Source organism: Actinopolymorpha sp. B9G3 (genome assembly GCF_040120725.1).
Taxonomy (GTDB): domain Bacteria; phylum Actinomycetota; class Actinomycetes; order Propionibacteriales; family Actinopolymorphaceae; genus Thermasporomyces.
This window is the reverse complement of the sequence record NZ_JBEEAB010000001.1, coordinates 672,205-698,100: the sequence shown is the minus strand read 5'-3', so window position 1 is coordinate 698,100 and position 25,896 is coordinate 672,205. Positions and strand designations below refer to the sequence as shown.

Genomic DNA, 25,896 nt, shown 5'->3' with positions numbered 1-25,896 from the left:
CCAGGATGGACCGCGATCACGGTTCTATCCCAGCGTGTCAGGACCCGTGCCACGGGCGGACGCCGCAGCGCCGAGCCCACTCGTCGTACAAGCGGGCAAGCTCGGCGACCCGGGACCTGTCCCTCGCTGCCAGATCATGAAGCTCCGTGCGGTCTTCGGCCATGTCGTAGAGCTCCCAGTCATGCCCGAACGCACTGACGAGCTTCCAGCGGCCGAGGCGTGCGGCCCGGTTTCCTTCGTGCTCGAAGAACAACGGCCGCTCCCGAGTCCAATCGCTGCCCTGGAGGAGCGGGAGAAAACTCTCTCCCGCAAGGGGTGTGATCTCGTGGCCGTCATACTCGGTGGGATACGCCGCACCGGCGACATCGAGGCAGGTCGCGAGGATGTCGATGAAGTGCGTAGGCTCATGCACGATGTCCGGCCGTTCGATTCCGGCCGGCCAGCTGACGATGAACGGCGTGGAGATCCCGCCCTCGTGCACCCATCGCTTGAATCGGCGGAAAGGGCTGTTGCTGGCGTTGGCCCACGGCAAGTCGTAGCTCATGAACGTGTCGGCCTGGCCACAGCGCAGGCCCGGGATGTTGCCGACGCGAATCGATCGCCCGTCGAGCGGGTCGGTGTCGTACCGGAAACGCTCGTGAGGGTTGGAGTCCTCGGCGAGGAACTCAGCACACCCACCGTTGTCGGAAGCGAACATGACAAGCGTGTTCTCGTCCAGGCCGAGACGGCGGATCTCACTGAGAATGCGTCCAATGCCCCTGTCCATGCACGCGACCTGTGCGGCGTACGTCGCCATCCGCAGGTCTTCCCAATCCTTGTGGGGGGTTTCCGCCCAGGCTGGTGCGCTTTCGTCCCGGGGCGAAATGTGCCAGCCGGGGTCGACGACGCCCAGACCTTTGAGTTCCTCGTGCCGTGCCGTACGAACGGAGTCCCACCCATGGCGGTAGGTGCCTTCGTAGCCCGCAATGTCCTCCTCGGGCGCGTGGAGCGGCCAGTGCGGCGCCGTGTAGGCGACGTGGAGGAAGAACGGCCTGCCCTGCACCGCGGCGTCCTTCACCATCTGCACGGCATTGTCACTGATGGCATCGGTCAGGTAGTAGTCGGAAGTCTGCAGCGGTATGAACGCGTCGTCGCGCATGAGCGTGCGCGGATAGAAGTAGCTGGCCGCTCCGGCGACGATGCCGTAGAAGTGGTCGAAGCCGCGTTGCGTGGGAATGGGGTGCGTAGGGTCACCGGGACGCCAGGACTCGGCGTCGAGACTGTTGTAAGGACCGCCGACGTGCCATTTGCCCGTCATCAATGTGGTGTAGCCGTGTACCCGCAGCGCTTCGGCGATGGTGACGCAACTGCGGTTGAGGAAACCCCGGTAGCCCGGGGATCCCCGGTCGGCCATCATGTGCCCTATACCGGTCTGGTGCGCGTAGAGCCCGGTCATCAGCGAGGCACGCGAAGGGCAGCAACGAGCGGCGTTGTACATCTGGGTGAAGCGAATGCCGGAGTGGCCCAACCGGTCGAGGTTCGGTGTCCGGATTTCAGAGCCGTAGCAACCGATGTCACTGAATCCCAGATCGTCGGCCAGGATCAGGACGATGTTGGGAGAGCTGCACTCCTGCCCCGTCACTGCACAACTTCCAGCGGGAGGTGGACCAGCGCGGTCCCTGCGGGGTAGGTGTTGTCCATTGTCAGGTCGCGGATCTGAGCCGCGGTGAGTGCACGATCGAACAGGTACGCCTCATCCACGGTCCCGACGAACGGATTGTTGATGCCGTCCATGCGGGCACCGATGCGGATGCCGGCCAACGCACGCGCGGACACCGAGCCGCCAACCGGCGCATCGGCGGTCGCGACCGGCTCACCGTCGAGATACAGGGTCAGTACCTGCTGGTCACCACGCCGCATCGCGACGTGGTGCCAGTTGCCGTCCGCGAAGTTCCCCGCCAGTTGAGCCGTGCCGAGCGCTGTCTCGGTGCGGACCTGGCAGCGGAGCCTGGCCGGGCTGATGTCGATCAGCCACTGTGGGAAGGACTCGAAGTTGAACGCATTGGCGATGCGCTGCGTACGCTGGTCACTGGTACGGAACCACAAGGCCACAGTGAATGGATTGTCGCCAAGATCGATTGACGGGTCGAGCGGTATCTCGACATAGTCGCCGGCGAGGTGCAACGCCCTGCCAAACTTCCCGGCGACCAGCCTCGGTCTCCCGCTGACCACCGCCGTGTTCCCGTGCCCTGACTCCTCAGGCGTCGTCGACGGCGACGGGATGGGGACATCGAGCAACTCCATCGGCACCCGGGCGAAGCTCAGCCGCTTGTGATAGGTCAGGGCCGAATCGTCGGACAGCCGCGGGCCGTTCTCGTAGTAGACGCCCAGCATGCTGGAGGGCTCATCGACGATCTCGACAAGGTCGGAGTACCCCGACGGACCGTCGTAGACCACCAGGCTCTCCCGCCACGACGCGGCGCCGTCCAGACTCGACCTGAGCGTGAGGCGTTCCCGTGACGAGGGGTGTGCCGGGGCGGCAAAGATGGTCCGTTCGTTCTTGTCTGTCCGCCGAGTCGCCTCCAGCAGCGATCCTGAGACGATGGGAGTGATCAGGTCCGGCACGATCTGAAACGGGCCGTCGAAGGTGGCGCCACCGTCGCTGCTGGTCGTCGCTGCGCGGTTGCCGAAGGCCGTGCCTCGCTGGTTTCTCGTGTTGAAGTACACCGTGCCGTCGGCAAGTTCGACCACCGCGGTCTCGTTGGGAACCACTATCCCGTCGTCGTACTCGCCGATCGCTCCACCGATCTGCCAAGACTCGCCGTGGTCGTCGCTGTAGATCACGTGAACGCCGACGACCGCGGGACGCTCGTCGGTCTGGGGAAGGAAGTTGTGGTTGCCCGGCATGAGGAGCCGTCCGGCATGCGGTCCGGTGGTCAACTGGATGCCATGCGTCGGCCCACCCACGTAGTGCCGCATGCCGTCCACTTTGACGTCGGAGGTGATCTCTCGCCAGTCCGACCACGTGACACCATGGTCGTCGCTGTACATCACGAACGGGCGGGGCGCGTCTTCCGGACTGACCCGATCGTTCGCAATGTCATCGCCGGTGACGTCGCCTCCGGTCCGGACCACGAACAGGTGTATCCGTCCGGTCACCTGGTCGACGACAGCCGACTGGTTGGCCACTCGATTCGGCGGGTCTGCGGCGACCAGCTGCAAGGGACCCCAGGTCCGTCCGCCGTCGGCGGATCGTTTGAGCACCAACTGGATATGGCCGAAGTCCTCGGCGCTGTCGACGCGTCCCTGCGCGAAGGCCAGCAGCGTACCGTCAGCGGCTCGCACGATGAGTGGGATGCGGAATGTGTGGTAGTCCGCGGTCTCGCCTCTTTCGAACACCGTGACGCGTTCGATGGCATGAGCAGATGCGGCATGAGCCACTTCTGACCACATACCGGCGGCGAACATAGAGGCGCTTCCGGCAAGTCCGATCGTCTTCAACAGATCACGGCGCCGCATTGTCGGCACAGTTGTCTCCCTTCGCTGGGTCACGGAACGTGCGCTATGCCGAGCCTCGGCGTACGAGCTCCCATGTCTGCAGGCGAGTCCTCCCCTCGGCCGGCGCTTCGCCTGTGAGCCGACTGATGAGCAGATCAGCGACCAGGGCTGCAGCGGCAGAGGTAGGGCCCACGGTGGTGAGCTGGGGATTCATCACAAGGTCCTCGGGGATGTCGCCCACGCCAACGACGGCCAGGTCGTCTGGCACACGAAGTCCCGCGTCGCGTGCGGCCCACATCGTGCTGACGGCTGCGATGTCCGACGCCGCGAACACGGCAGAGGGTCGGTGGGGCTGCGCGAGGAGCTTCTGCGCGTTGCGGTACGCCTCGGCACGCGACGCGGCACCGGCGACCACGAGCCCGCGATCCAGAGGAAGGCCACTGGCACGGAGCCCTGCTCTGTAGTCGTCGTACTTGCGGTGGCGACGGCCCTTGGACAGGAAGTGGCCGATGAACGCGATCCGCCGGTGCCCTTCTGAGGCGAGATACTGGACAGCGCCGCGACAGGCCTCGGAGGCGTCGCTTCGCACGGCATCGATGCCAGGGGGCACCGGATCGTCCGTCATGGTGACGACCGCCACGTTCAGCGGGACCAGCGCGGCGAGGTCATCCGACGCCAGATGGACGCCCTCAGCCACTACCACGCCGTCGGCGAGACGACGACGCAGCTGCTCCATGATGGCGGGTCGCTCGTCGTCCTCATCGGCAATCGCGAGGACGAGGGTGAAGCCGTGCTGGGCAACCGCGGTCGTGAGATCCCAAGCGAGCTGCTCGAAATACGGTGCGCCTAGTCGCGGGAGCACCAGGCACACCCGATCGGTCCGCCGACGACTCAGTGCCCGGGCGGACTGGTTGGGCGCATAGCCGAGGGATCGAACCGCGTCGAGTACCCGCTGCCGGGTCTCCTCACTCACCCGACTGCTGCCGGAGCGGCGACCGCTCAGGACATAGGACACCGTCGCCTTGGACACGCCGGTCAACCGAGCGACGTCGGCCACCGTGGGCGCCCGCGGTGGCTCACTCATCGCGGATCGCCAGTTCCATGGTTACCCGGTTAACCATGCTCGCGACGATAATGCGCACCCGCGACGAGCGTCAAGATGCTGGGTCGCACCCATCGAGGCATTCTGGAACGAGTTCCGTTGTCCCGAGGGAGTTGAGTCGTGACCGAACGCCACGATGAACACGCGAGCATCACGGTTCGCACCGCCACGATGGCGGATGAGGCCGAGATCCGGCGCGTGCTGCTCGAACTGCATCCGGATGGGGTAGACGCCGTGACGCTGCCTCACGTCCGTCAGGAGGCTCGTACGTTCGTCGCCACGCACAGCGATCGCGTGGTTGGAGTGGCGGTCGCGACGCTTGTCGACTACGGCCACGAGGCGTATGGATCGGTTGAAGAGCTCGTAGTGGAGGCTCAAGGGCGTGGCGTCGGAACCGGAGGGAGTCTGTTGGACGAATGCCGGAGATGGCTCGAAGCGTCAGGCGCCGAAGTCGTCTTTGTCTCAGCCGCCGACGACCAGGCGGCTCACTTCTACCGCTCTTCCGGCTTCGTCCGATGTACCGGACCCTGGCTCTACTGGGTGCCGAATGCTTCCAGACGAAAGGGTGAGCCTCGATGACTCTGCCACGATGCACCGTAATCCTCTACTCCACGGACATCTCAGGCCTCACGGAGAGAGATCTCGACGGTGGCTGCGGCTGCGCCAGTACTACGAAGGGCTCGGAATGCAGGCACTTCACAGGCATGGCCGTTCGACGGTGGCACGTACTGAACGGACGGCAGCAACCGTGGGCGGCGTACCCGAAACCTGTACAGGGCCGCAGGGCCAAGCCCGACGGGTCGCCGCGTCGAGCCTTTTCGGGTGCTGCGTCTCAGGGCGCGAGCCCGCACAGGTGGCGCATTCGGGCGACGTGCCCGCGTAGCACAGCCGCTGGGTCTGCGCCTTCTCGCTCTCGTATGCGGTATCGCGCTGCGTTGCGCGCCTGGGTCGCGACGGTGAAGGCCGGCAGTGCTGCGCGCTCGAGGTCGGTCAGATCGAAGTGCTCCTGGAACGCTGCGGCCAGCTCTGGGCGAATCCGGTTGCTGGTCGCGTCTTCGCGGGCGAAGCAGTACGTCGCGTGCGCGACGTCCTCGAGACGGTAGCCGCGATGTACGACGTCGAAGTCAAAGACACCGGTCACCTGGTCGTCGACGAACGCGAGATTCGTACCGTGGAAGTCGGCGTGGACCCACGCTGGCGGGAGCTGATCCACAACTTCGATGGGGAAGTCTCGCGTCAGGCTGGCCAACCAGGCGTCGAGGAAGGCGAGCTCGGCGGCCACATCGCGATCGGCGAACATCGTGTGCAACTCGGCGAGATCTTCAGCGCCGTGCGTCCACCACCGGCGCAGGCTGGGAATGGTGTCGTCGTCGACGGCCGGTTCGGCGAAGTCCTCGGCCGCCTCGTGCAGGTCGGCGAGGCAAAGCGCAGCGTTACGCAGTTGCTCGCTGTTTGCGTAGTCGTATCCGGTCCCAGCAACGTGACGGAACAGGACCCAGGTTCTCTGCCCGGTGTTGACGAGACGTTCGCCGGCCTTTGTGGCGATGATGTCGGCGGTGGGAATGCCTTTGCCGAGTAGGTGTTCCTGGAAGTCGAGCTGGAACTGGATGCGCGAAAGATCAACGTTGCGGAGGTAGCAGCGGAGCACGTACCGGCCACCCTGCGCGTCGACCATGATCGCGTTGAGGTTGCGGCCGGTCGTCGGCATCAGACCGATCTGGCGGAGCCCTGGGATTCGGTACTGCTCGACAAGCAGCGGCACGTCGTCGCTGAGATCGGGTCCGGTCACGCATGGGTACGTTAGCCGATCACCTGATCGCCCGTTGGCTGCCGCTACCTCGCGCCGTAGGCCATCCCCCACCAGTGGGGTTGGAGTGATCCAAGCCGGTACGCGCGCCAGCCCGTCGGCGTCTGGTCGTCTGGAATGGCGACCTCGACGTCTGGACCCCAAAAGCGCAACCGTTCCTGACATGACCCACACGAAGCGATGACACGGATGACCGGCGAGTCATCGCCTCGGACGACGCAGGCAGAGGCTGTGACGGGTTCGTTGAGCTTGTGCGCCTCGGCGATCGCTCCGGTCTCAATGCACAGCCCAGCCGACTCGCTCAATGCCTCGACGAACACGCTCGTGAGGACGGTTCCAGCCGCCGTATACATGGCAGCAGCTCCTCCCCAGCCAGTGTCGCCGTAGCGGGTGACGAGCAGGGCCTTCGCCGCATCCACGAGGTTCTCGTCCAGCTTCATACCGGCATCCTCCTGCTGACACGCAGCCCCGTCCCAGGCCATCAGCGGCAAGGCCGTTCGGCGGTGGCACGCACTGGACGGGACTGTCACCTTGTCGCACGGAATACCAGAACTCGGGAGTCGACCGTAACCGGCTCGTTGTGCCAGCCGCCGCGCACGTCGACATCGCTGAATCCGGCACGTTCAAGGTCAGCGGTGATGTCCTCAGCGGTACGGAAGTACAGAACGGTGGTGGTGCGCGTCGAACGCCACTCGAGCCACTCGCGGACGTGACCGAACGAGGTGTCGCGTTCGGTGGAGGTCTCAGCCGGGTTCCAGCGCTCCCACTCCCTGGCTTCCGGATTGCGGGTTTCGAAGCTGATCACCCCGCCGAGTCTGAGCGCGGCCGCAAGGGAGCCCAGGACCGTCGGACAGGCCTCGGGACATATGTGCATCATCGTGTTCCCACTGCTCACAGCCAGATCCGCGTCGCCGGAACCGGCGAGCTTGGTTGCGTCGCCGTGGATCCAGGAAACCGCTTCGGCGCCCGGCTGGCGGCGTGCGTAGTCCAGCATCGTTGCGCTCGGGTCGACACCGATCACCACCCGGCCTGGCGTCGCGAGCGCACGAGTGAGGAGCCCGGTGCCGCAGCCCAAGTCGATGATCTTCTTTGCTTCGATCTCGTCAGCGAGCGCCCGGTAGTACACGTGGTCGTCGCTCGGAGGATTGTCGATGTCGTACCGCTCGACGAACCGCTCATCCCGATACGGGTCCACAGCCATGTCGCTGGCACGGTAGCGAGACCGCGCAGTGCACGCGACAGGGTTTCCCTTGGGTGGGCCGACCGTGCCATCCGCGCCGGCCAAGCAGACATCTAGCTCGAATCGCTGAGCTTTCGCAGCAGCTGCACGGCGTGTTGACCGTCCTCAGGCGCGAAGGCGGCGGAGGTACGGGTCGACAGGCTCGGCTGGCCCCACGCGGATTCTGGCGTCCACGATGCGACAGCCGTCTTCTGAGGCGATCACGGGGTTGAGGTCGAGCTCGGCGACCTCGGGTAGGAGTTCGCCGAGGCGGCTGACCCGCAGGAGGACGTCCGCGAGAGCCTCGGTGTCGAGTCGGGGAATCGCGTGTGGGTCGAACAGCATGGGGGACGCGCGCAGGGCGGCGATCATCTCCTCGGCGTCGTGGCTGGTCATGGGTACGAGCCGGTAGGCGCGGTCGGCCAAAAGGTCGGTGTCCACGCCCCCGAGGCCGAAGGCGACCAACGGCCCGAACGTGGGGTCATTGTGGAGGCCGGCCAGGAGCTCTCGCCCGGGTTCGGCCATTGGTTGGACGAGTACGCCGCGCAGTTGAGGTCCGAACCGGTTCCGAAAGCTGGCGAAGGTCGTACGGATCCGGGTCTCGTCCGCCACGGCGAGGGCGACGCCTCCGCCGCGGGTCTTGTGTTGCAGGTTCTCGGCGATCGCTTTCATTGCCACCGGGTGCCCAAGGTCGCGGAAAGCGGCGACCGCCGCCTGCGGATCGGTGACGACGACGCCGCCGAGCAACGGGAGTCCGAAGTGCCCGAGTAGGGCGGCCACCGAGTCCGGGTCGAGCCAGCAGCCGGCCGGTTGCCTGTGAAGGATGTCGTCGACGAGTGCCCTGGCCGCGTCGAGGTCGATGCCCGGCAGGTCCGGCACCGTGCCCGGCGGCCGGACTCGCCAGGTCCCGTACCGAGCGCACCGCTGTAGGGCGTCGGTTGCCACCGCTGGATCGCCGAACGCGGGTACGGTCCTGTCGGTGGGGCGCGTCGGTCGCAGCCCTTCGACAACCGCGGTCTGGCCCACCCGGACGGCGAGCACAGGCTTGCTGGCGCCGGCCACGCTGTCGGCGAGTCCGACGTCCGGGCGGACGAGTGCGGTCGGAGCGGCGAGGACGAGCACGATGTCGACGCACGGGTCGTCGAGGACCGTGCGTACACAGGTATGGAACGTCTGGTCGGAGATGCCGGCCGTCGTGTCGACCGGGTTGTCAAGACTCGCAGTCGGCGGCAGAAGCGACCCCAGCGTGGCACGGGTCTGTTCACCGAGTTCCGGCAGCGACAGCCCGCGTTCGGCCGCGGCGTCGGCCGCGAGGACCCCGATTCCGCCGACGTTGCCGATGACGGCGACGCGGTTTCCCTGGGGCGGCGGCTGCCAGCTCAGCATGCACGCCACGGCCAGCACCTGGGTGAGGCTGTCGACGGAGATGACGCCAGCCTGGTCGAACAGGGCGTCCCTGGCGACGACGGGCGTGGCGGTCGCCGCCGTGTGCGAGGCGGCAGCGCGCTGCGCCGCCTCCGTACGGCCGGTACGCAGGGCGAGGACGGGCTTGCGCTCGGCCAGAGCGCGCGCCACCTTGGCGAACTTGCGTGGGTTGCCGAACGACTCGACGTAGACGACTGCGAGGTCTGTGGTGTCGTCGCGGTGCCACCACATCAGCAGGTCGTTGCTGCTCACGTCGTACTTGTCTCCGGTCGAGACGAGAGTGGAGATGCCGAGACCCACCGCACGGAACTGCTCGAGGAGGGCGATGCCGACGCCCCCGGACTGGGTCACGATGCCGATCCGTCCGACGGGTAGCGGGCCGCTGGCGAAGGTGGCGTTGAGGCGTACGTCCGGATCGGTGTTCGCGACGCCGAGGCAGTTCGGGCCGACAAGTCGCATGCCGTGGCTGCGGACGGCCCGCTTGAGCGCGGCCGCCTGTTCCTCGTCCAGGCCGGAGGTGATGACGACGAGGGCGCGGACGCCGCGGACGCCGCAGTCCTCAGCCGCCTGGGCGACGGCCGCGGGCGGTACGCAGAGAACGGCAAGGTCCACGCCGGAGGGGAGGTCTCCTGCTGTGGCCACCGCCGCAAGGCCGTTCACGCTGGTGGCGTTTCGGTTGACGGCGTAGCAGGCGCCGCCGAAGCCGTCGCGCAGGTTGGCGAGCACGGCGTGGCCGATCGCGTCGGACCGCCGGCTGGCGCCGACGACGGCGACCGACCGGGGCCGCAGAACGGTACGCAGACTGGCCACGTCCGCGCGTCGTTCCCGCTCACCCACAGCCGACGGGTAGCCGCCGACGAGTTGGACGGCGACCTCGTACGACGACCCTTCGGCATGCATGGTGGTGGGGAGCCCGAGGTCGTGGAAGACCCTCACCATGGCCGCGTTCTCGCGGAACACCTCGGCCACGAAGCGGCGCACCCCGCGGGACCGAGCCGCCGACGCCAGGTGCTCGAGGAGCAAGGTGCCGAGCCCGTGCGCCTGGTGGTGGTGATCAACCACGAGGGCGACCTCGGCTTCGGCGGGGTCGGGAAGGGTTTCGTAGTGCGCCACCCCCAGGAGTGACCCGCCGATGAATCCGCCCAGCGCAAGCCGGTGGGCGTCACCGGTGCCCACGAGCTTTCGCAGGAGCGGGTCGATGCCGGCGGGTCGAGTGGTGAAGAACCGGAAGTAGCGGTCGCGGTCCGGCAGGCTGGCGTGAAGGCCTCGAAGCTGGCCGAGATCAGCGGGCCCGAGCGGACGAATCACCACGATCCGCCCGTCGGTCAGCGCCGCTCGCACCTCCTGCACCGGAGGCGCCGCGGTCGAGGACTCACTCTCGCGCATGTGCCGGTCTCCCGGTCCACACGTTACGGGTGCGGGAACGTAGGGGGAGAGGAGTTGGACACCCCGGGCGGCGTGAGTGGGCCCGCTGGACAAAGGAGCGACACCGATGCCATCGGAAGGATCGGTGCCATCGGAAGGATCGGTGCCATCGGAAGGGCCGGTGCCATCGGAACGACCGGCGCCGTCTGGGGGGCCGGTGCCGTCGGAAGGTTTGTCCGAGGCTGAGGCGGCCCGGCGACTCGAGGAGGTCGGCCCGAACCTGCCGCCCAGACCTGGCCGGGTCTCCCTCGTACGGCGGGTCGTGAACCAGCTACGTGACCCGTTGATCGTCGTGCTGATCGCTGCCGCCGTTCTCACCATCGTCACGGCGGACTTCGCCGACGCCGCCGTGATCCTGCTGGTCATCACCGTGAACACGACGGTTGGTGTCACACAGGAGGTACGCGCCGACCGGGCGGTCGAGCAACTCGTCGCTCTCGCCGCACCGGCGGCGCGGGTGATCCGCGGCGGCGTGGAGCGCGAGGTCGGCATCGACACCGTGGTGCCTGGTGATCTCCTGATTCTTGCCGAGGGGGAGATCGTCGCCGCGGACGCACGGCTGGTCGAGGCGGTCGCGTTCGCCGCGGACGAGTCGATGCTGACCGGCGAGGCGGTACCGGTGGACAAGAGCGCCGTCCCGGCCGGCGAGCCGGGTGGCGAGGTGTCGGCGGGCACTGTCGTGGTACGCGGGCGCGGCCGGGCGGTGGTCACGGCGACCGGCGCCGGGAGCGCCATGGGAAGGGTTGCCGCCCTGCTCGCACCGGTTCCGGGGCTGACGCCGTTGCAGAAGCGCCTGGCTGGTGTTGCCCGGACGCTGGCGCTGGCGGCGGCCGTCCTGTGCCTGGTGGTTCTGGTCCTCGGTGTCGTACGAGGGCAACCGGTCGAGTTGATGGTGCTGACCGCGGTCAGCCTCATGGTCGCCGCCGTGCCCGAGTCGCTGCCCGCTGTCGTGTCGTTGGCCCTGGCCCTGGGTGCCCGTCGGATGGCGGCCCGGCAGGCAATTGTCCGGCGTCTGCCGGCGGTGGAGGCGCTCGGATCCGTCACCGTGATCGCCACCGACAAGACGGGCACTCTCACCGAGGGCGCCATGGTCGTGCAGAAGCTGTGGACGGTCGACGGCGAGGCCGACGTCACGGGGCTTGGCTACGCACCGGAGGGTCACGTTGAGCGTGACGGCATGCCACTGGACCCGGAGCGCGCCCCGGACGTGGCCGCACTGCTTCGCGCGTGTGCGTTGTGTACGGATGCCGCACTTGTTCCGCCTCGCCCACCGACCCCGAAGGGCGGCAGGGGAGGCGGGGACGCCGCGATCGAGTCCTGGACCGCGGCCGGCGACCCGACCGAGGCGGCGCTCCTGGCCGCCGCCGCCAAGGTGGGCCTGACCCGAACGGCGCTCGAACGGGAGTGGCCGCGGGTCGGCGAGGTCCCGTTCGACAACGCCCGCAAGCGGATGACCACCGTGCACCGCGAAGCGTCCGGGCGCTTCGAGGTGATCTGCAAGGGTGCTCCCGAGATCCTGCTGCGCGCGCCGATCACCAGCGACGACGCCGCGACGCTCCAGCGGGCGGAGCGCCGAGCCGACGAGTTCGCGCGTCAGGGTTACCGCGTACTCGCGGTCGCCGCCGGCGAGCGATCCTCGCTCCCGGCCGCGGGCGGTCCGTCCCCAGGACTCCTGCCTGAGGTGGAGGAAGGGCTGCGCCTGCTCGGTCTCGTCGCCATCGCCGATCCGCCGCGTGCCTCCGCCGCGGCCACCATCGCCGCCTGCCGGCAGGCAGGGCTCACTCCGGTGCTGATCACCGGCGATCACCGGGCCACGGCACGCGCCCTCGCTGTCCAGGTCGGGATCGGCGGTGACGACCCGGTGGTCATGGACGGCTCCGACCTGGATCCGGAGCGCGTCCCGGATCCGCGCGACTGTGCGGTGTTCGCGCGAACGAGTCCGGAGCAGAAGCTCGGGATCGTCGATGCCTACGGCCGGCGGTCCCAGGTCGTGGCGATGACGGGCGACGGGGTGAACGACGCGCCGGCTCTGCGCCGGGCCGACATCGGGGTCGCCATGGGGCGGCGTGGTACGGAGGTCGCCCGAGAGGCCGCGGACCTGGTGCTGGCAGACGACGAGCTCGCGACCCTGGTCACGGCGGTCGAGGAGGGCCGGCGGATCTATGCCAACGTGCGGAGGTTCCTCGTCTACGGCCTGTCCGGCGGGGCCGCGGAGATCATGGTGATGCTGGTCGGCCCCTTCCTCGGGCTCCCGCTTCCGCTCCAGCCCGCCCAGATCCTGTGGATCAACCTGATGACCCACGGCCCGCCAGGGGTCGCGCTGGGCGCCGAACCTGCCGGTGCCGACCTGATGCGCTCGCCACCACGTCCGCCGGCGGAGCGGATCCTCGGTGCCGGACTCTGGCAGCGGATCCCGCGAATCGCCGTCGTCCTCGCCGCCGTGACGTTGGGCGTGGCGGTCTGGGCGGAGTCGACCGGGCGGCCGTGGCAGTCGATGGCCTACCTCACGCTCGCCACCACGCAGCTGGGTGTCGCCCTGGGCTCACGTGCCCGCCCGGGGACGCGCGACAACCCGTTCCTGCTGGTCGCGGTGGGCGCGTCCTTCGTCCTGATGCTGGCGGGGTTGTACGTTCCCCTGCTGCGGGAGCTGTTGGGTACCGAACCCCTGGCAGTCGCTGACCTCGGAATCGTCTGCGTCGTGTCCGTCGCCGGGTATCTCGCCGTACGCCTGGACCGTCGCCTGCACTCCGAGCCGTCGGCGAAGGCCTCCACCGCGAGGGGGACCGGCCGGAAGGAGCACGCCTGAGGCGGCCCGCGCGATCGTCGGCTGAACTGCACCAGACGTGGGCACGATGACCTCGTGGTCGAACTCGCGATGCCGAGGCCAGCATGAGCAGGCCGCCGACGGGCGCGTCGGTCGAGGGACTCGAGCGGCGCCGGAACGGTCCTGCCCACCGGGTCCTGGCCGAGCTTCGCTCGGCGCGGGCCGACCATGGTCGGATCACTCCTGACGACGAGCGCGCGATCGCCGCGAGGACCGGGCTACCGGTCGCCGTGGTGCATGGGGCCGCGCGCTACTACACCGACCTGCGCGGCACCCAGGGCGAGCGGCACGTACGGCTGTGCGGTGGGACGGCGTGCTTCGTGGCGAGCCAGGGCGGGCGCCACATTCCTGACGTGGAGCGGGTGCTGGGCGTACGGGCGGGGACCTGCGCGCCGGACGGCAGCGTGTCGCTGCAGGTCGTGCACTGCCTGGGTTACTGCTACACGGGCCCGGCCGCCCTCGACGGCGACGAGCCCCGCGCGGGTGCCGACCTTGCCGACCAGCTCGCCGGCCTCTCCACTCCGCGGGCGCCGGAACCGTCCGTACGGGCGGCGACGGCGCCCGTCGTCCTCCGTGGGATCCAGGGCGACGAGGGGGCGTGGGAAGTGTGGCGTGCCCTGGTCGCGGACGACAGGTCTCCCCGTCGCGTCCTGGAGGAGGTCGAGACCGCCGGCCTTCGTGGCCGCGGCGGTGCCGGGTTTCCCGCCGCGGCCAAGTGGCGGGCGTTGTCGGCGGCGGGTCCGGCCGGGCCGCGCTACGTCGTGGCCAACGGCGACGAGGGCGACCCCGGCTCGTACGCCGACCGCATCCTGATGGAGCGCGACCCGTCCGGGCTGCTGGAGGGTCTCGCCCTCGCGGCACTGGCCTGCGGGGCCACGACGGGATTCGTGTACGTGCGGTCGGAGTACCCCCGGGCGTACGAGAGCGTGGCGGCGGCCGTGGCCGCGGCGTACGCCCAGGGACACCTCGGCCGCGACGTACACGGCTCCGGCGTCGATCTCGACCTGGACGTGGTCATGGGGGCGGGTTCGTACGTCGCGGGGGAGGAGACGTCGCTCCTGCACTCGCTCGCCGGGCTGCGTGCGACGGTCCGGCCGCGGCCGCCGTACCCCGTCGAGTACGGCCTCCTCGGACGACCCACGGCGGTCAACAACGTCGAGACGCTGTCGTCGGTGCCGGCGGTCGTCCGTGCCGGCGGTGCGGCCTACGCGGCACGCGGAGTTCCGCCGGAGACGGGAACCCTGGTCGTCTGCCTGAACGAGCGGTTCGTACGCCCGGGTGCCTACGAGGTCGAGCTGGGCACGCCGTTGCGCGACATCGTCTTCGGGCTCGGCGGAGGGCTTCCCCGCGGGCGACGGCTGCGGGCGATCCAGGTGGGCGGTCCGCTCGGCGGCTTCCTCGCACCCGACCAGCTCGACCTTCCCCTGCTCAACTCAGCGCTCACGGCGGCCGGAGTGACGCTCGGCCACGGCAGCCTGCTCGCCGTCGACGACCGGGTGGACCCGGACGACCTGCTCCGGCACCTGTGGGAGTTCGGCGCGAGCGAAAGCTGCGGCACCTGCACCCCGTGCCGCGAGGGCACCCGGCGAGGTGAACGCCAGCCCGAGGCGGCGGCGCGGGACGACGCGCTGCTCGACGCGATGCAGACCGCCAGTCTGTGCCCGTTCGGACGCCGCATCCCGGTGGCGGTCCGCAGCCTGGTGCGCGTCATGGGTGCGGGTCGGTCGGGCCCCGGACCTGGCAGGGATTCGCCGCGATGAGGGTGCGGGTGAACGGCACGCCCGTCGAGGTGCCCGACGGCAGCTCGGTTCTGGCCGCCGTCCGCGCTGCCGGTCTCGAGGTGCCGACGCTCTGCCACGACGAACGCCTCAGCCCGTCGGGTTCGTGCCGGGCCTGTCTGGTCCGCTCGGGCCCGGCGGTCGTCGCGGCATGTACGACTCCGGCGGCCGAGGACGCCGACATCCGTACCGACGACGAGACGGTGGCCGCCACGGTGCGACGCGTCGTTGAGCTCACCGTCGAACGGCTGCCCGCGGGTGCGCTCGACCTGCCGACCGAGCTCGCCGCGGTCTGCGACCAGCTCGGCGTCGGGCCCGAGGCGTTCGACGGCGTCGGACAAGGACCTGGTCGTGGGCTCGGCCGGGACGACTCCCATCCGTACGTCCGGCTCGACGCCGACCTGTGCATCGCCTGCGGCCGGTGTGTCCGGATGTGCGACGAGGTTCAGGGCACGTTCGCCCTGACGCTCGTCGGACGCGGGGCGGACACGGTGGTGGCTCCGGGGACGGGCGGACCCTGGGTGGAGTCGGCGTGCGTGGCCTGCGGCGGCTGTGTGGACAGCTGTCCCAGCGGCGCGATCAGCGGGCCGGTCCCGTTGCCGGTCGCGGCGGCGCCGACCGCGACGGTGACCAGGACGACCTGCGGCTACTGCGGTGTCGGCTGCGCCCTCGACGTCCACACCAGTACGGCGGACAGCAACCCCGACACGATCCCCGACCCGATGGCCGATCCGATGGCCGACCCGATTCCCGACACGGACGGGCCGGCGATCGTGGCGATCACGCCTGCCCACGACGGACCCGTCAACCGCGGCCACGCCTGCGTCAAGGGACGCTTCGCCTACGACTTCGTACGCTCGCCGGACCGCCTCACCACGCCGCTGGTACGCCGCGCCGGCCGGCTCGAGCCGACGACGTGGGACGACGCCCTCGCGCTCGTGGGACGGGAGCTGACGCGGATCCGCGAAACGCACGGCCCGGACTCCATCGCCGCCATCTCCTCGGCCCGGTCGACCAACGAGGAGAACTACCTGCTCCAGAAGCTGATGCGAACGGTCATCGGCACCAACAATGTCGACAACTGTTCGAGGATCTGCCACGCACCTTCTGCCGCGGGCCTCACCGCGACCTTCGGCCTGGCGGGTGGTACGAACGCCGCGGACGACCTCGACGACGCCGACTGCATCCTGCTCGTCGGTGCCAACCCGACCGAGGCGCACCCGGTGATCGGGGCCCGGATCATGCAGCGGGCGCTGAACGGCGCCCGGCTCGTCGTGATCGACCCCAGGAGGACCGGACTCGCCCGGGTCGCGGACGTCCACCTGCAAGGACGACCCGGCTCCAACGTCGCCGTCTTCCACGGGCTGGCCCGTCTCCTGCTCGACAACGGGTGGGTGGACGAGGCGTTCCTCGCGACCCGCGCCGACGGGTGGGACGAGTTGCGCGCCCTGCTTCACGAGTACCCGCCAGAACAGGTCGCCGAGCTGAGCGGCATCGAGCCGGCGATCCTCGCCGAGGCGGCCCGCCTGTTCGGCACGGCGCGCAAGCCCTCGATCGTCTACGGCCTCGGCGTCACCGAGCACGCACACGGCACGGACGGCGTGCGTACCCTCGCCAACCTCGCGGTCCTCCGCGGTGCCGTCGGCACGCCGAACGGCGGCGGTGTCAACCCGCTGCGTGGTCAGAACAACGTGCAGGGGGCGTCGGACATGGGCGCGCTCCCCGACCTTCTTCCCGGCTACCAGAAGGTGACCGACGACGCGGTGCGCCGACGCTTCGGCGAAGAGTGGGGGACACCCGTGCCGCCGCGGCCGGGGCTGCGGATCCCCGAGATGTTCGACGCCGCGCTCACGGGCCAGGTCCGGGCGCTGTACGTGTTCGGCGAGGACATCCTGCAGACCGATCCGGACTCGGGGCACGTCCGGGCCGCTGTCGAGGCCGCCGAGTTCGTGGTGAGCCAGGAGATCTTTCCCTCCGCCACCGCCCTGGCCGCCGACGTGGTGCTCCCGGGTGCGTCGTTCCTCGAGAAGGACGGCACGTTCGTGAACTTCGACCGGCGGTTCCAGCGGGTACGCCCCGCACTCGACCCGCCGGGACTGGCGCGTACCGACTTCGCGGTGGTGACCGCGGTGGCGCGGGCCCTCGGTGGAGACCTCGGCTGTCCCACGCCGGCGGACGCACTGGCCGAGTGCGCCCGTCTCACCCCCGTCTTCGCCGGCATCTCCCACGACCGCCTCGACAACGAGTACGCGTTGCACTGGCCCTGCCGCGGCCCGGACGATCCGGGTGAGGCCAGGTTGTACGAGCAGGAGTTCGCCACCCCGAACGGGCGCGCCCAACTCGCCGCCCTTCCCTGGGCGCCGCCCGGCGAGTCACCCGATACGGCCTACCCGTACACGCTGATCACCGGCCGCCGACTGGTCCACTACAACAGCGGAACGATGACCCGGCGGACGCCGAACCTCGCGCTGGTCCCCGACGAGCACCTCGAGATCAACCCCGACGACGCGCTGCGGCTCGGACTGCGCGAAGGGGACCTCGTCGAGATCGCCAGCCGGCGCGGCAGCATCACCGCGCCGGGCCGCCTCACCGATGATGTGGCTCCCGGCGAGGTCTTTCTTTCCTTCGCCTTCCCCGACGTGGCGGCCAACCTGCTCACCTCAGGCGAGACGGACGAGGTGACCTCCTGCCCGGAGTACAAGGTCACGGCGGTCCGGCTGCGTAAGGGCTGAGAGCGGTTCATGGGAGAGGGCACGACCGGACGTCCGCCATCAGTAGAGGACGAGGAGACATCTGTCCACGAGCCGCTCGCTCTCCTGCTGGCGCATCTGCGCAGTGGACCCGGCGGCCTGACCCATCGGGAGGCCGAGCGGCGGCTGGTGGTCTTCGGCCCGAACGTGTTGCGGCGGCGGGGCAAGCGGCGATTCGGCCGCGCGCTGGTCCGCCAGTTCGTCCATCCGTTGGCCCTGCTGCTGTGGGTCGCCTCGCTGCTCGCCTTCGTGGCGGGTACGCCGGTGCTGGGATGGGCCATCATCGCCGTGATCGTGCTGAACGCCCTTCTGGCGTTCGTGCAGGAGCAGCAGGCCGAGCGGGCGGTCGAGGCGCTGGTCGCGTACCTCCCGCAGGAGGCAACCGCGGTCCGCGACGGCGTCCGCCAGGTTGTGCCCGCGGCGACGCTGGTCCCCGGTGACGTCGTGATCATCGACGAGGGGGACCGGATCTCCGCCGACGGCCGGCTACTCGACGGCAGCCTCGAGGTCGACCTGTCGGCGCTGACGGGCGAGTCGCTGGCAGTGACGCGGGCCGCCGGTCCCACAGATGCGCGGGCGGCGCTGGTCGAGGCGCAGGACGTGGTGTTCAGCGGGACGACCTGCACAGGCGGTACGGCCCGAGCGGTGGTGTTCGCGACGGGAGCGCACTCCGAGCTGGGCCGGATCGCGGCGTTGTCTGAGCGCGGAGCACCCGAAGCCAGTCCGCTGGAACGTCAGGTTCGCCGGATCGCATGGCTGATCGCGGCGGTCGCACTCGGCGTAGGTGTGGCGTTCCTGCCATTGGGCACGCTGGCCGGGCTGTCCCTGCCGGATGCGTTCGTGTTCGCGACCGGCCTTCTGGTGGCGAACGTGCCCGAAGGTCTCCTGCCGACCATCACGCTGGCGCTCGCGGTCGGCGTCCGCGCGCTGGCTGTCCGGGGCGCCCTCGTCAAGCGGCTCTCGGCGGTAGAGACCCTCGGGTCGACGACCACGATCTGCACGGACAAGACCGGAACTCTCACCACGAACAGCATGCAGGTCCTCGAGGTGTGGACCCCTCGTGAGGGAGACGCGGCGACGAGACCGGTGAGGGAGGTGATGGTCGCCTGCAACACCGCCGACCTCGCTGGAGGTCCCGGGAGCGTCGACGAAGGGGATCCCACCGAGATCGCCCTGTTGCGGTACGCGGCCGACACCGGTACGGACGTCGACCTGTCACGTCGGGAAGGCCGGCGGAGGGCGATCTTCCGGTTCGATCCACGCCTGGCGCGGATGACCACCGTCGACGACACGGGTGAGTCGGACGAACAAGCCGGCTCTCCGCCACACCCAGAGCAGCTTGTCGTCCACTCCAAGGGCGCACCGGAGGCGGTCCTGCCCCTGTGCACCCGCGTCCTCGACGGCGCTCCGCGAATCCTGACCGAGGCAGACCGTGCGCGTACCAGGGCTGTTCAGGAGGCACTGACCGCACGCGGACTTCGGGTCCTCGCCTTCGCCAGTCGAGTAACTGTCGCGCCGGGAGGCAGGCGGGGCGTCGAGTTCGCCCGTGAGGAGGTCGAGCGAGACCTCTGCCTGCTCGGCCTTGCCGGGCTGCACGACCCGCCCCGTCCCGAGGTGCCGGCAGCTGTCGCCGCCTGCCACGAGTCCGGCCTCACCGTTCACGTGGTCACCGGGGACCACGGCCAGACCGCGGCCGAGGTCGCCCGCGAGGTCGGCCTGCGCGCTGACCGCATCGTCACCGGAACCGACGTGGCGGCGATGAGTGAGGAGCGCCTCGGAGAACTCCTCGCAGGAGGTCAGGAACTGATCTTCGCGCGGAGCTCGCCCGAGACGAAGCTGCGGATCGTCGATGCGCTGCGCCACCGCGGCGAGGTCGTGGCCGTCACCGGTGATGGCGTCAACGATGCCCCGGCTCTCCGCCGGGCGGACATCGGGGTCGCCATGGGGCGTACGGGCACCGACGTCGCCAGGGAAGCCGCCACGATGGTCCTGACCGACGACAACTTCGCCACCATCGTGGCCGCGGTCGAGGAGGGGCGACGGGCCTTCGACAACGTCCGGAAGTTCGTGCTCTACATCTTCGCCCACGCCGTCCCCGAGGTTGCACCGTTCCTCCTCTTCGCACTCTCCGGCGGGGCGGTACCCCTCCCGCTCACGGTGCTCCAGATCCTCGCGATCGACCTCGGCACCGAGACGCTGCCCGCGCTCGCTCTGGGCCGCGAACCGGCCGAGCCGGGAGTCATGGCCAGGCCACCGCGAGGGCGTCACGAGGGAATCATCGACCGCAGGCTGCTGTGGCGCGCCTGGGGCCTGCTCGGCCTGGTATCGGCGGTCCTGGTGCTTGGTGCGTTCTTCGTCGTCCTGGTCAGCGCGGGTTGGCATCCGGGCGCGGCAACCGGACCGGGCACGGCGCTCCACGGGAGTTATCTCCAGGCGACGACCGCCACCTTCGCCGGGATCGTCGCATGCCAGCTGGGTACCGCGTTCGCCGCTCGCACCGACCACGCATCCCTGCGGACCGTAGGGATCTTCAGCAACCCGCTGCTGCTCGCTGGGTGCGCATTCGAGATCGCGTTCGCGGCCGCGCTCATCTACCTGCCACCGCTCCAGCGGGTGTTCGGAACGGCCGCTCTGCCAGGCTCGGTTCTCCTCCTGCTCCTGCCCTTTCCCTTCATCGTGTGGGGAGTCGACGAGATCAGCCGCTGGCGGCGGCGTCGCCGACGGGACCGGGGACCTGCGCCGCGGTGAAGGCTCATACCCTCGAGCGAGCCGCCAACAAGGTCCCGCATCGCCAGGACGCCGCACAGGTGCTGGGGCCGCAGTCCGGGTTTGGGGCGGTGTGCGCGGACGTTCCACATCCGGAACGGCGTACCGGTAACGGCCGCGTACGCCAGCGCCTGACGCACGATCATGCCCGACCCCGAGTGCGCGGAACCGTCGATGTCGAGCAACGTGCTCACCCCTGCCGGTGCGTGACGGTCACAGGCGTGGAGGGCTCATCGCCAGTGTAGGTGGGAGCCCGGGTCCGACGGCGAACGCCAGACCGTCCGGGGGAGCGGGGGCCTGCGCTCACTCACGGGGCCGAAGGTCCTTGGCGCTGATGACCGTGCCCCGCTGACCTGCTCCGACCACCGACGTAGCGTGAACATGGCCGGCGTGAGCGCAGGGGTGGTCGGGTGTTGACGAGTAGCGTGCGCCTGTTCCGCGTCAAGGGCGTCCCGGTAGGGATCAGCTGGACGTGGCTGGTGATCTTCGTGCTGGTGCTCTGGTCGCTGGCGGCGGTGTTGTTCCCGGCCACATATCCGGATCTGTCCGGCTCGACACATCTCGCGATGGCAGCCGTCGCCACCGTGCTCTTCTTCGCCTCGATCCTGGCGCACGAACTCAGTCACACGCTCCAGTCGATGCGCGAGGGCGTACGAGTGCGGGAGATCACGCTGTGGCTGTTCGGTGGCGTCTCCCGGGCGGAGGAACCGCTCCCTGGTCCCGGCGCGGAGTTCCGCGTGGTGATCGCAGGGCCGATCGCGACCGCGGTCCTCGCGCTGGTGTTCGCGGGGCTCGCGCTGCTTGCGGATGTGACCGGACTTCCCTCGTCCGTGACAGGCGTACTCGACTATCTGGCGCTCATCAACACCTTGTTGCTCGTCTTCAACCTCGTTCCCGCGCTACCGCTCGACGGTGGACGGCTCCTGCACGCACTGCTGTGGTGGCGACAGGGGGACAGCGCGTCGGCCACGATCTCGGCTGCTGTGGGTGGGCGGATCTTCGCGGTGCTCCTGATCCTTCTCGGCCTGACCAGCCTGCTGGCTGGCGGGGGCGTAGGCGGTATCTGGTTCCTCCTGCTCGGCTGGTTCCTCCTGCTGGCCGTCCAACAGGAGGTGGTCTCCGCTCGGCTGGAACATGCGTTCACCGGCCTGCGCGTCCGCGACCTGATGGCCCATGCCCCGGTGACGGTGGATCCCGGCCGCACCATCGCCGAGTTCAGTAAGGACATCGGGCGGTGGCCCGCACACGCTTCGTACCCCGTTGTGCGGCACGGCGACCTGGTTGGCCTGCTGTCCCTGTCGAGGGCTGCCGCCGTGCCCAAGCAGGAGCGACGCACGGTGCATGTCTCGGACGTGATGTTCGCTGGCCAGGACGTTCCCACAGTCCGTGCGGACGACCTGGTCGTCGACGCGGCACGCGCACTGCAGCGGGATCCAGGCCGGGCTCTCGTGGTCGACGGCGGCACCGGACACGAGCTCGTCGGGCTGTTGTCGGTCAGCGACCTGAACCGCGCACTGGAGGTCGCCCCGCTGCGGGAGCCTCGGCAGGACGCGGGTCACGACCGCCCCTAGGCCCTGTCTCCCCAATCACGCCTGACTCGCGACGCCCCGCATCCCGGCTGGCTGCGTTCTCGTCGATCGGCGCACAAACCCAGTGCGCCTTCCTCCTCCGCCTTGCCAACCGGGCACGGATGCGCCGCTCGCTTGACCGGCGCCATTTGGGAGACAGGCCCTAGGCTGACGCGCCCTGGTCGGTTACCACCATGGTCGGGCGTTGCGCGTGGGCGAGCAGGTGCAGGCTGACGGATCCGAGGATGGCGGCGGATAGCGGTCGGTGCCCTCGCGAGCCGATGACGAGGAGGTCCGCCACGGAGGCCTCCTCGTCGAGGGCCACCGCGGGATGTCCCGCGATGACCTTGTGCTCGATCGGGACGGCAGGAAAGTCGATCTGGACGGGACCGATCGCCTCCTCGAGCTGACGGCCACCCTCGACCAGGTGATCGTCCGCTGGCCGGTAGATCTCCGTCCCGTAGGGCGGCGGCACGAACACCGCATGGACCGCGATGAGGTGGCAATCTCGGATCAGAGCCTCCTCGGCGGCCACCCGAAGGGCCTTCCGTGAGGCGCGCGAACCGTCGACTCCGACCACGATCGGTGCGTGCACCCGGTGCGCGGGGTAGTGGGCGGGGACCACCGTCACCGGACACGCGGCGTGTGGGAAGCAGGCAAGGCTGGTCGACCCGAGGAGCAGTCCGGCGACACCGCTGCGGCCCCGAGCGCCCACCACGAGAATGTCGGCGGCCTGGGAAAGCTCCGTCAGGACCTCCACGGGATCGCCTTGCGCTACCCGCGTGACGATGGAGACTTCTCCACCGTCGAGGTCGGCCAGCTGTTGCTGCTGCATGCGCTCACACGCGTCGACGATTTCGCGTTCGGTCATGTGTCGGGGCCGGTCGGGAAGATGGCGTGGTCGAGACCGGTCCCATACCGTGACCGCTTCGACATCGGCTCCCCGGAGCAGCGCCTCGTTGCGCGCCCAGCGGGCGGCGGCGAGGGAGTTGGCCGACCCGTCCAGGCCCACGACGATTCGATTCGTCCGCTCCGATGTCATCCCCACCTCCTCCTCCTTCGCGTCGGGAGAGATCGACTTCCTCACCTGGCCGGACCTCGCTCACCCGGGCGGCATCTGTGGGCGTCGGTGAGACCGCGCGGGTGTCAGGCGTACCTGCCAGGTTTCTCCGGGGGGCAGGGTTGCGGTCTTCTCGTCGAGTGCCACCGTGATCGGTGCCGCAGCGGATGCCGGCAGCCCGACAATGAGTTCTTCCTGCGTGCACCGCACGGTGACGCCCCAGTGCCCCCGGTATCGCAACGTCAGCTCGAGCGCGGCAAGCTCCCGTGGCAGTCGTGGGTCCAACCGGAGGACGTCGCCGCCGATCTCGAGTCCGGTGTAGCACCGTTGCACGAGGTCGACGCAGCCTGCCATCGCGCCGAGGTGGATACCTTCCGCCGTCGTCCCCCCGGGCGTGTCGGCGACGTCGCTCGCGAGCGCGTCGAGGAAGAACCGCCACGAGGCGTGCCGGTCGGTACGCGACAGCACCCAGGCGTGGACCACCGCACTGAGAGTGGAGCCATGCGACGTCCGGGCAAGGTAGTACTCGACGGTTCGCAGGATGTCGTCGGGCTTCAGCGAGTAGCCGAGGTCTGCCATGACGCGTGTCAACTCGTCCTTGCTCAGGAGGAAGAACAGCATCAGGACGTCGGCCTGTTTGGACACCTGGAAGAGCCGGACGTCGGACCCCTCGGACTCGAGGATCCGGTCGAGCCGCCGGATGTCGCCGTACTTCGCCCGGTAACCAGCCCAGTCGAACTCGGCCAACTGGTCGTACCCCTCGAACTGGCTGATGACGCCGCGACCGTGGAAGTCGACGCGCATCCGGCGGGTCATGTCCTCGAACCGGCTCAGGTCGGCGTCGCTGAGTCCGAGGCGTTCGCGAAGCTCGTCCCGCCGATGCACCGGTATCAACCGGAGCGCCTCCAGGGCTCGACGCATCAGCCAGGCGACCATGACGTTGGTGTAGGCGTTGTTGTCGATTCCGGGGGTCGAGGACGCGGGATATCCGTCGTGGTACTCGTCGGGGCCCATCACACCGCGGATCTGGTAACGCTGGTCGCTGTCGTCGAACGTCGCCAGCGTGCTCCAGAAGAGTGCGATGTCCAGAAGCATCTCGGCGCCGTGACTGGAAAGGAACGCCAGGTCGCCGGTGGCCTGGTAGTAGAGCCAGACGTTGTGGGCCACGGCGATCCCGACATGCCGTTGGAGGTGGGAGTTGTCCGGGAGCCAGCGTCCCGAGCGTGGGTTCAGATGCCACTGTTGCGTTTCGTCACGTCCGTCACTTCCGCTCTGCCACGGGTACATCGCTCCGCGGTAGCCCGCGGCCTCTGCCGCCCACCGTGCCTGCGGAAGTCGCCGCCAGCGGTACATGAGGAGCGCCCGGGCCACCTCCGGCAGTCGCAGCGTCAGGAACGGGAACACGAAGAGCTCGTCCCAGAAGACGTGCCCGCGGTACGCCTCGCCGGACAGTCCGCGCGCTGGAACGCCGACGTCCAGGTCGGTCGTGTGTGTCGACAATGTCTGCAGAATGTGGAAGGCGTACAGGTCGAGAGTCTTCTGCGGCTCCTCGCCGATCGCGCGGGCGCCCGTGAGCGTGGTCCGTCCGCTGCGCCGAATCTGCTTCCAGGCAAGGACGTGCTGGTCGAGGAGCTGAGCGAAGTCCCCCGCGTGACGGATCCGGGTGGTAGCCGCGAGGAGACTCTCGCCGATGGCGCGGTCGAGCGACGTGTGCAGTGCGATCGCCTTCTCGACGGTCACCGGCACTCCAGCCTTCAGGTCCAGGTCGAGGTCGACGCCGACCCAGGAGGCAGTGCAGTCGAACCTGCGACTGATCGCACCAGGAGCACGTATCCGCATCGCCTCGGCGACCCGGATCCGCGAGGATGCCGTCTGCATCTGCAACCAGGCAATCTCCTCCGCGTCGTGACCGGAGCTGACCGGTTCCAGATGCGCACCGGACAGGTCGCGGTAACGCTCGACCCCGCGGTTGGTGATCCGACCGTCGAGTGCTGCTCGTACGCACAACCGCCCAGACCAGTCCTCGGCCACGAACGTCGTCTCCAGCGCCGCCACGTGCGGGTCGGCCATGGACACGAGCCTGCGCTGGACGACCGACGTGGTCCTTCCGGCCGGGTCCACGAAACGCAGCCTCCTGGTCAGGGCGCCGCGCTCGAGATCCAGCTCATGACGGTTGCCCAGCAGTTCGGCGCCCGCCATGTCGAACCAGTCGCCCTGGTCGACGCGAAACGTCAACGCCAGCCAGTTGGGGACGTTGACGAGGTCCTCGTTCTCGAAGGTACGGCCGGCCACGTGGGACTCGAGCCGGTCGTAGCAACCGGCGACGTAGGTTCCGGGGTAGTGCACTCCGTCGGCAGCCGCCTCCGGCACCGCTCCACGAGTGGCGAAGTAACCGTTGCCGAGGGTGCACAAGGTCTCGCGAGCCCTTTCGGCGGCAGGATCGAACCCGTCGTAGATCACCGACCACTGGCTCACGCCAACCTCCCGGAACGACGCGGCAGGTGTCCAGTCAGAGCTGCGCCCGGGTTCAGCGTTGTCGAGCCCAAAAGGCACGTGCAGGGCCTTCCGGCACACCTTCCAGGTGAGGAGGCCACTGGTTATCCAGGGTTCTCAGGCAGTCGTGGGCGCATAGCCTTCAGCAGTTGCATATCGGTCAGATCCGCTCGCGCGAGACAATGCCCCATCCGGGGCAGAA

At 69.1% G+C, this 25,896-nt stretch carries 15 protein-coding genes and 1 pseudogene; 6 read left to right on the top strand and 10 right to left on the bottom strand.

Annotation, left to right across the window (positions count from 1 at the left end; translation table 11 throughout):
* Positions 1-37 precede the first annotated feature (37 nt).
* The 3 genes from ABNF93_RS03035 to ABNF93_RS03025 form a co-directional block, all read right to left on the bottom strand.
* Entirely contained in the window at positions 38-1,621 is a 1,584-nt protein-coding gene (locus ABNF93_RS03035; protein WP_349325946.1) for an arylsulfatase, read from the bottom strand.
* Positions 1,618-3,324, bottom strand: a complete 1,707-nt coding sequence (locus ABNF93_RS03030) for an exo-alpha-sialidase (protein ID WP_349325945.1) — start codon at positions 3,322-3,324, stop codon at positions 1,618-1,620. The genes ABNF93_RS03035 and ABNF93_RS03030 overlap by 4 nt, the downstream gene beginning before the upstream one ends.
* A gap of 217 nt (positions 3,325-3,541) precedes the next feature.
* The gene (locus ABNF93_RS03025; protein WP_349325944.1) at positions 3,542-4,561 is read right to left on the bottom strand and encodes a LacI family DNA-binding transcriptional regulator; all 1,020 of its coding nucleotides are present in this window, start codon (positions 4,559-4,561) and stop codon (positions 3,542-3,544) included.
* A gap of 138 nt (positions 4,562-4,699) precedes the next feature.
* Here ABNF93_RS03025 and ABNF93_RS03020 point away from each other — a divergent pair, with 138 nt between their 5' ends.
* Positions 4,700-5,158 (top strand): GNAT family N-acetyltransferase, encoded by a 459-nt coding sequence (locus ABNF93_RS03020; RefSeq protein ID WP_349325943.1) that lies wholly within the window; start codon positions 4,700-4,702, stop codon positions 5,156-5,158.
* A gap of 253 nt (positions 5,159-5,411) precedes the next feature.
* Here ABNF93_RS03020 and ABNF93_RS03015 read toward each other — a convergent pair whose 3' ends face one another.
* From ABNF93_RS03015 to ABNF93_RS03000, 4 genes are all read right to left on the bottom strand, one after another.
* A complete protein-coding gene (locus ABNF93_RS03015; RefSeq protein ID WP_349325942.1) occupies positions 5,412-6,368 on the bottom strand; it encodes a phosphotransferase enzyme family protein in 957 nt (318 codons plus the stop codon).
* Positions 6,369-6,412: 44 nt separating this feature from the next.
* Positions 6,413-6,826 (bottom strand): cytidine deaminase, encoded by a 414-nt coding sequence (locus tag ABNF93_RS03010; RefSeq protein ID WP_349325941.1) that lies wholly within the window; start codon positions 6,824-6,826, stop codon positions 6,413-6,415.
* Positions 6,827-6,912: 86 nt separating this feature from the next.
* Positions 6,913-7,587 (bottom strand): class I SAM-dependent methyltransferase, encoded by a 675-nt coding sequence (locus ABNF93_RS03005; RefSeq protein ID WP_349325940.1) that lies wholly within the window; start codon positions 7,585-7,587, stop codon positions 6,913-6,915.
* Between the two features lie 144 nt (positions 7,588-7,731).
* Positions 7,732-10,416 (bottom strand): bifunctional acetate--CoA ligase family protein/GNAT family N-acetyltransferase, encoded by a 2,685-nt coding sequence (locus tag ABNF93_RS03000; protein WP_349325939.1) that lies wholly within the window; start codon positions 10,414-10,416, stop codon positions 7,732-7,734.
* 211 nt (positions 10,417-10,627) lie between these two features.
* On the opposite strand from ABNF93_RS03000, the gene ABNF93_RS02995 reads away from it, so the two are divergent.
* The 4 genes from ABNF93_RS02995 to ABNF93_RS02980 all read left to right on the top strand — a co-directional run bounded on the left by ABNF93_RS02995 (position 10,628) and on the right by ABNF93_RS02980 (position 20,555).
* Entirely contained in the window at positions 10,628-13,261 is a 2,634-nt protein-coding gene (locus ABNF93_RS02995) for a cation-translocating P-type ATPase (protein ID WP_349325938.1), read from the top strand.
* 83 nt (positions 13,262-13,344) lie between these two features.
* On the top strand, positions 13,345-15,039 hold the full coding sequence (locus ABNF93_RS02990; protein WP_349325937.1) for an NAD(P)H-dependent oxidoreductase subunit E: 1,695 nt from the start codon (positions 13,345-13,347) through the stop codon (positions 15,037-15,039).
* Positions 15,036-17,789: a formate dehydrogenase subunit alpha gene (gene fdhF, locus ABNF93_RS02985; RefSeq protein WP_349325936.1), complete on the top strand. Its 2,754-nt coding sequence runs from the start codon at positions 15,036-15,038 to the stop codon at positions 17,787-17,789. Before ABNF93_RS02990 ends, fdhF begins: the two co-directional genes overlap by 4 nt.
* Positions 17,790-17,798: 9 nt before the next feature.
* Complete coding sequence (locus tag ABNF93_RS02980) at positions 17,799-20,555, top strand: cation-translocating P-type ATPase (RefSeq protein ID WP_349325935.1); 2,757 nt, start codon at positions 17,799-17,801, stop codon at positions 20,553-20,555.
* An 11-nt stretch (positions 20,556-20,566) separates the two neighbouring features.
* Here the strand turns inward: ABNF93_RS02980 and ABNF93_RS34815 are convergent.
* Positions 20,567-20,719 (bottom strand): annotated as a pseudogene (locus ABNF93_RS34815) (RNA 3'-terminal phosphate cyclase); the annotation flags it as partial.
* Between the two features lie 264 nt (positions 20,720-20,983).
* Between ABNF93_RS34815 and ABNF93_RS02975 the strand changes: the two are divergent.
* Positions 20,984-22,144, top strand: coding sequence for a site-2 protease family protein (locus ABNF93_RS02975; protein ID WP_349325934.1), 1,161 nt, complete (start codon positions 20,984-20,986; stop codon positions 22,142-22,144).
* A 160-nt stretch (positions 22,145-22,304) separates the two neighbouring features.
* Here ABNF93_RS02975 and ABNF93_RS02970 read toward each other — a convergent pair whose 3' ends face one another.
* The gene (locus ABNF93_RS02970; protein ID WP_349325933.1) at positions 22,305-23,183 is read right to left on the bottom strand and encodes a universal stress protein; all 879 of its coding nucleotides are present in this window, start codon (positions 23,181-23,183) and stop codon (positions 22,305-22,307) included.
* Positions 23,184-23,243: 60 nt separating this feature from the next.
* A complete protein-coding gene (locus ABNF93_RS02965; protein ID WP_349325932.1) occupies positions 23,244-25,676 on the bottom strand; it encodes a glycoside hydrolase family 65 protein in 2,433 nt (810 codons plus the stop codon).
* Positions 25,677-25,896 lie beyond the last annotated feature (220 nt).

Excerpts from the sequence above, each read along its gene's own strand:
- ABNF93_RS02970 (WP_349325933.1), bottom strand. The coding sequence starts at position 23,183 with ATGACATCGGAGCGGACGAATCGAATCGTCGTGGGCCTGGACGGGTCG.
- ABNF93_RS03000 (WP_349325939.1), bottom strand. The coding sequence starts at position 10,416 with ATGCGCGAGAGTGAGTCCTCGACCGCGGCGCCTCCGGTGCAGGAGGTG.
- ABNF93_RS03025 (WP_349325944.1), bottom strand. The coding sequence starts at position 4,561 with ATGAGTGAGCCACCGCGGGCGCCCACGGTGGCCGACGTCGCTCGGTTG.
- ABNF93_RS02980 (WP_349325935.1), top strand. The coding sequence starts at position 17,799 with ATGGGAGAGGGCACGACCGGACGTCCGCCATCAGTAGAGGACGAGGAG.
- ABNF93_RS02990 (WP_349325937.1), top strand. The coding sequence starts at position 13,345 with ATGAGCAGGCCGCCGACGGGCGCGTCGGTCGAGGGACTCGAGCGGCGC.
- ABNF93_RS03005 (WP_349325940.1), bottom strand. The coding sequence starts at position 7,587 with ATGGCTGTGGACCCGTATCGGGATGAGCGGTTCGTCGAGCGGTACGAC.
- fdhF (WP_349325936.1), top strand. The coding sequence starts at position 15,036 with ATGAGGGTGCGGGTGAACGGCACGCCCGTCGAGGTGCCCGACGGCAGC.
- ABNF93_RS03010 (WP_349325941.1), bottom strand. The coding sequence starts at position 6,826 with ATGAAGCTGGACGAGAACCTCGTGGATGCGGCGAAGGCCCTGCTCGTC.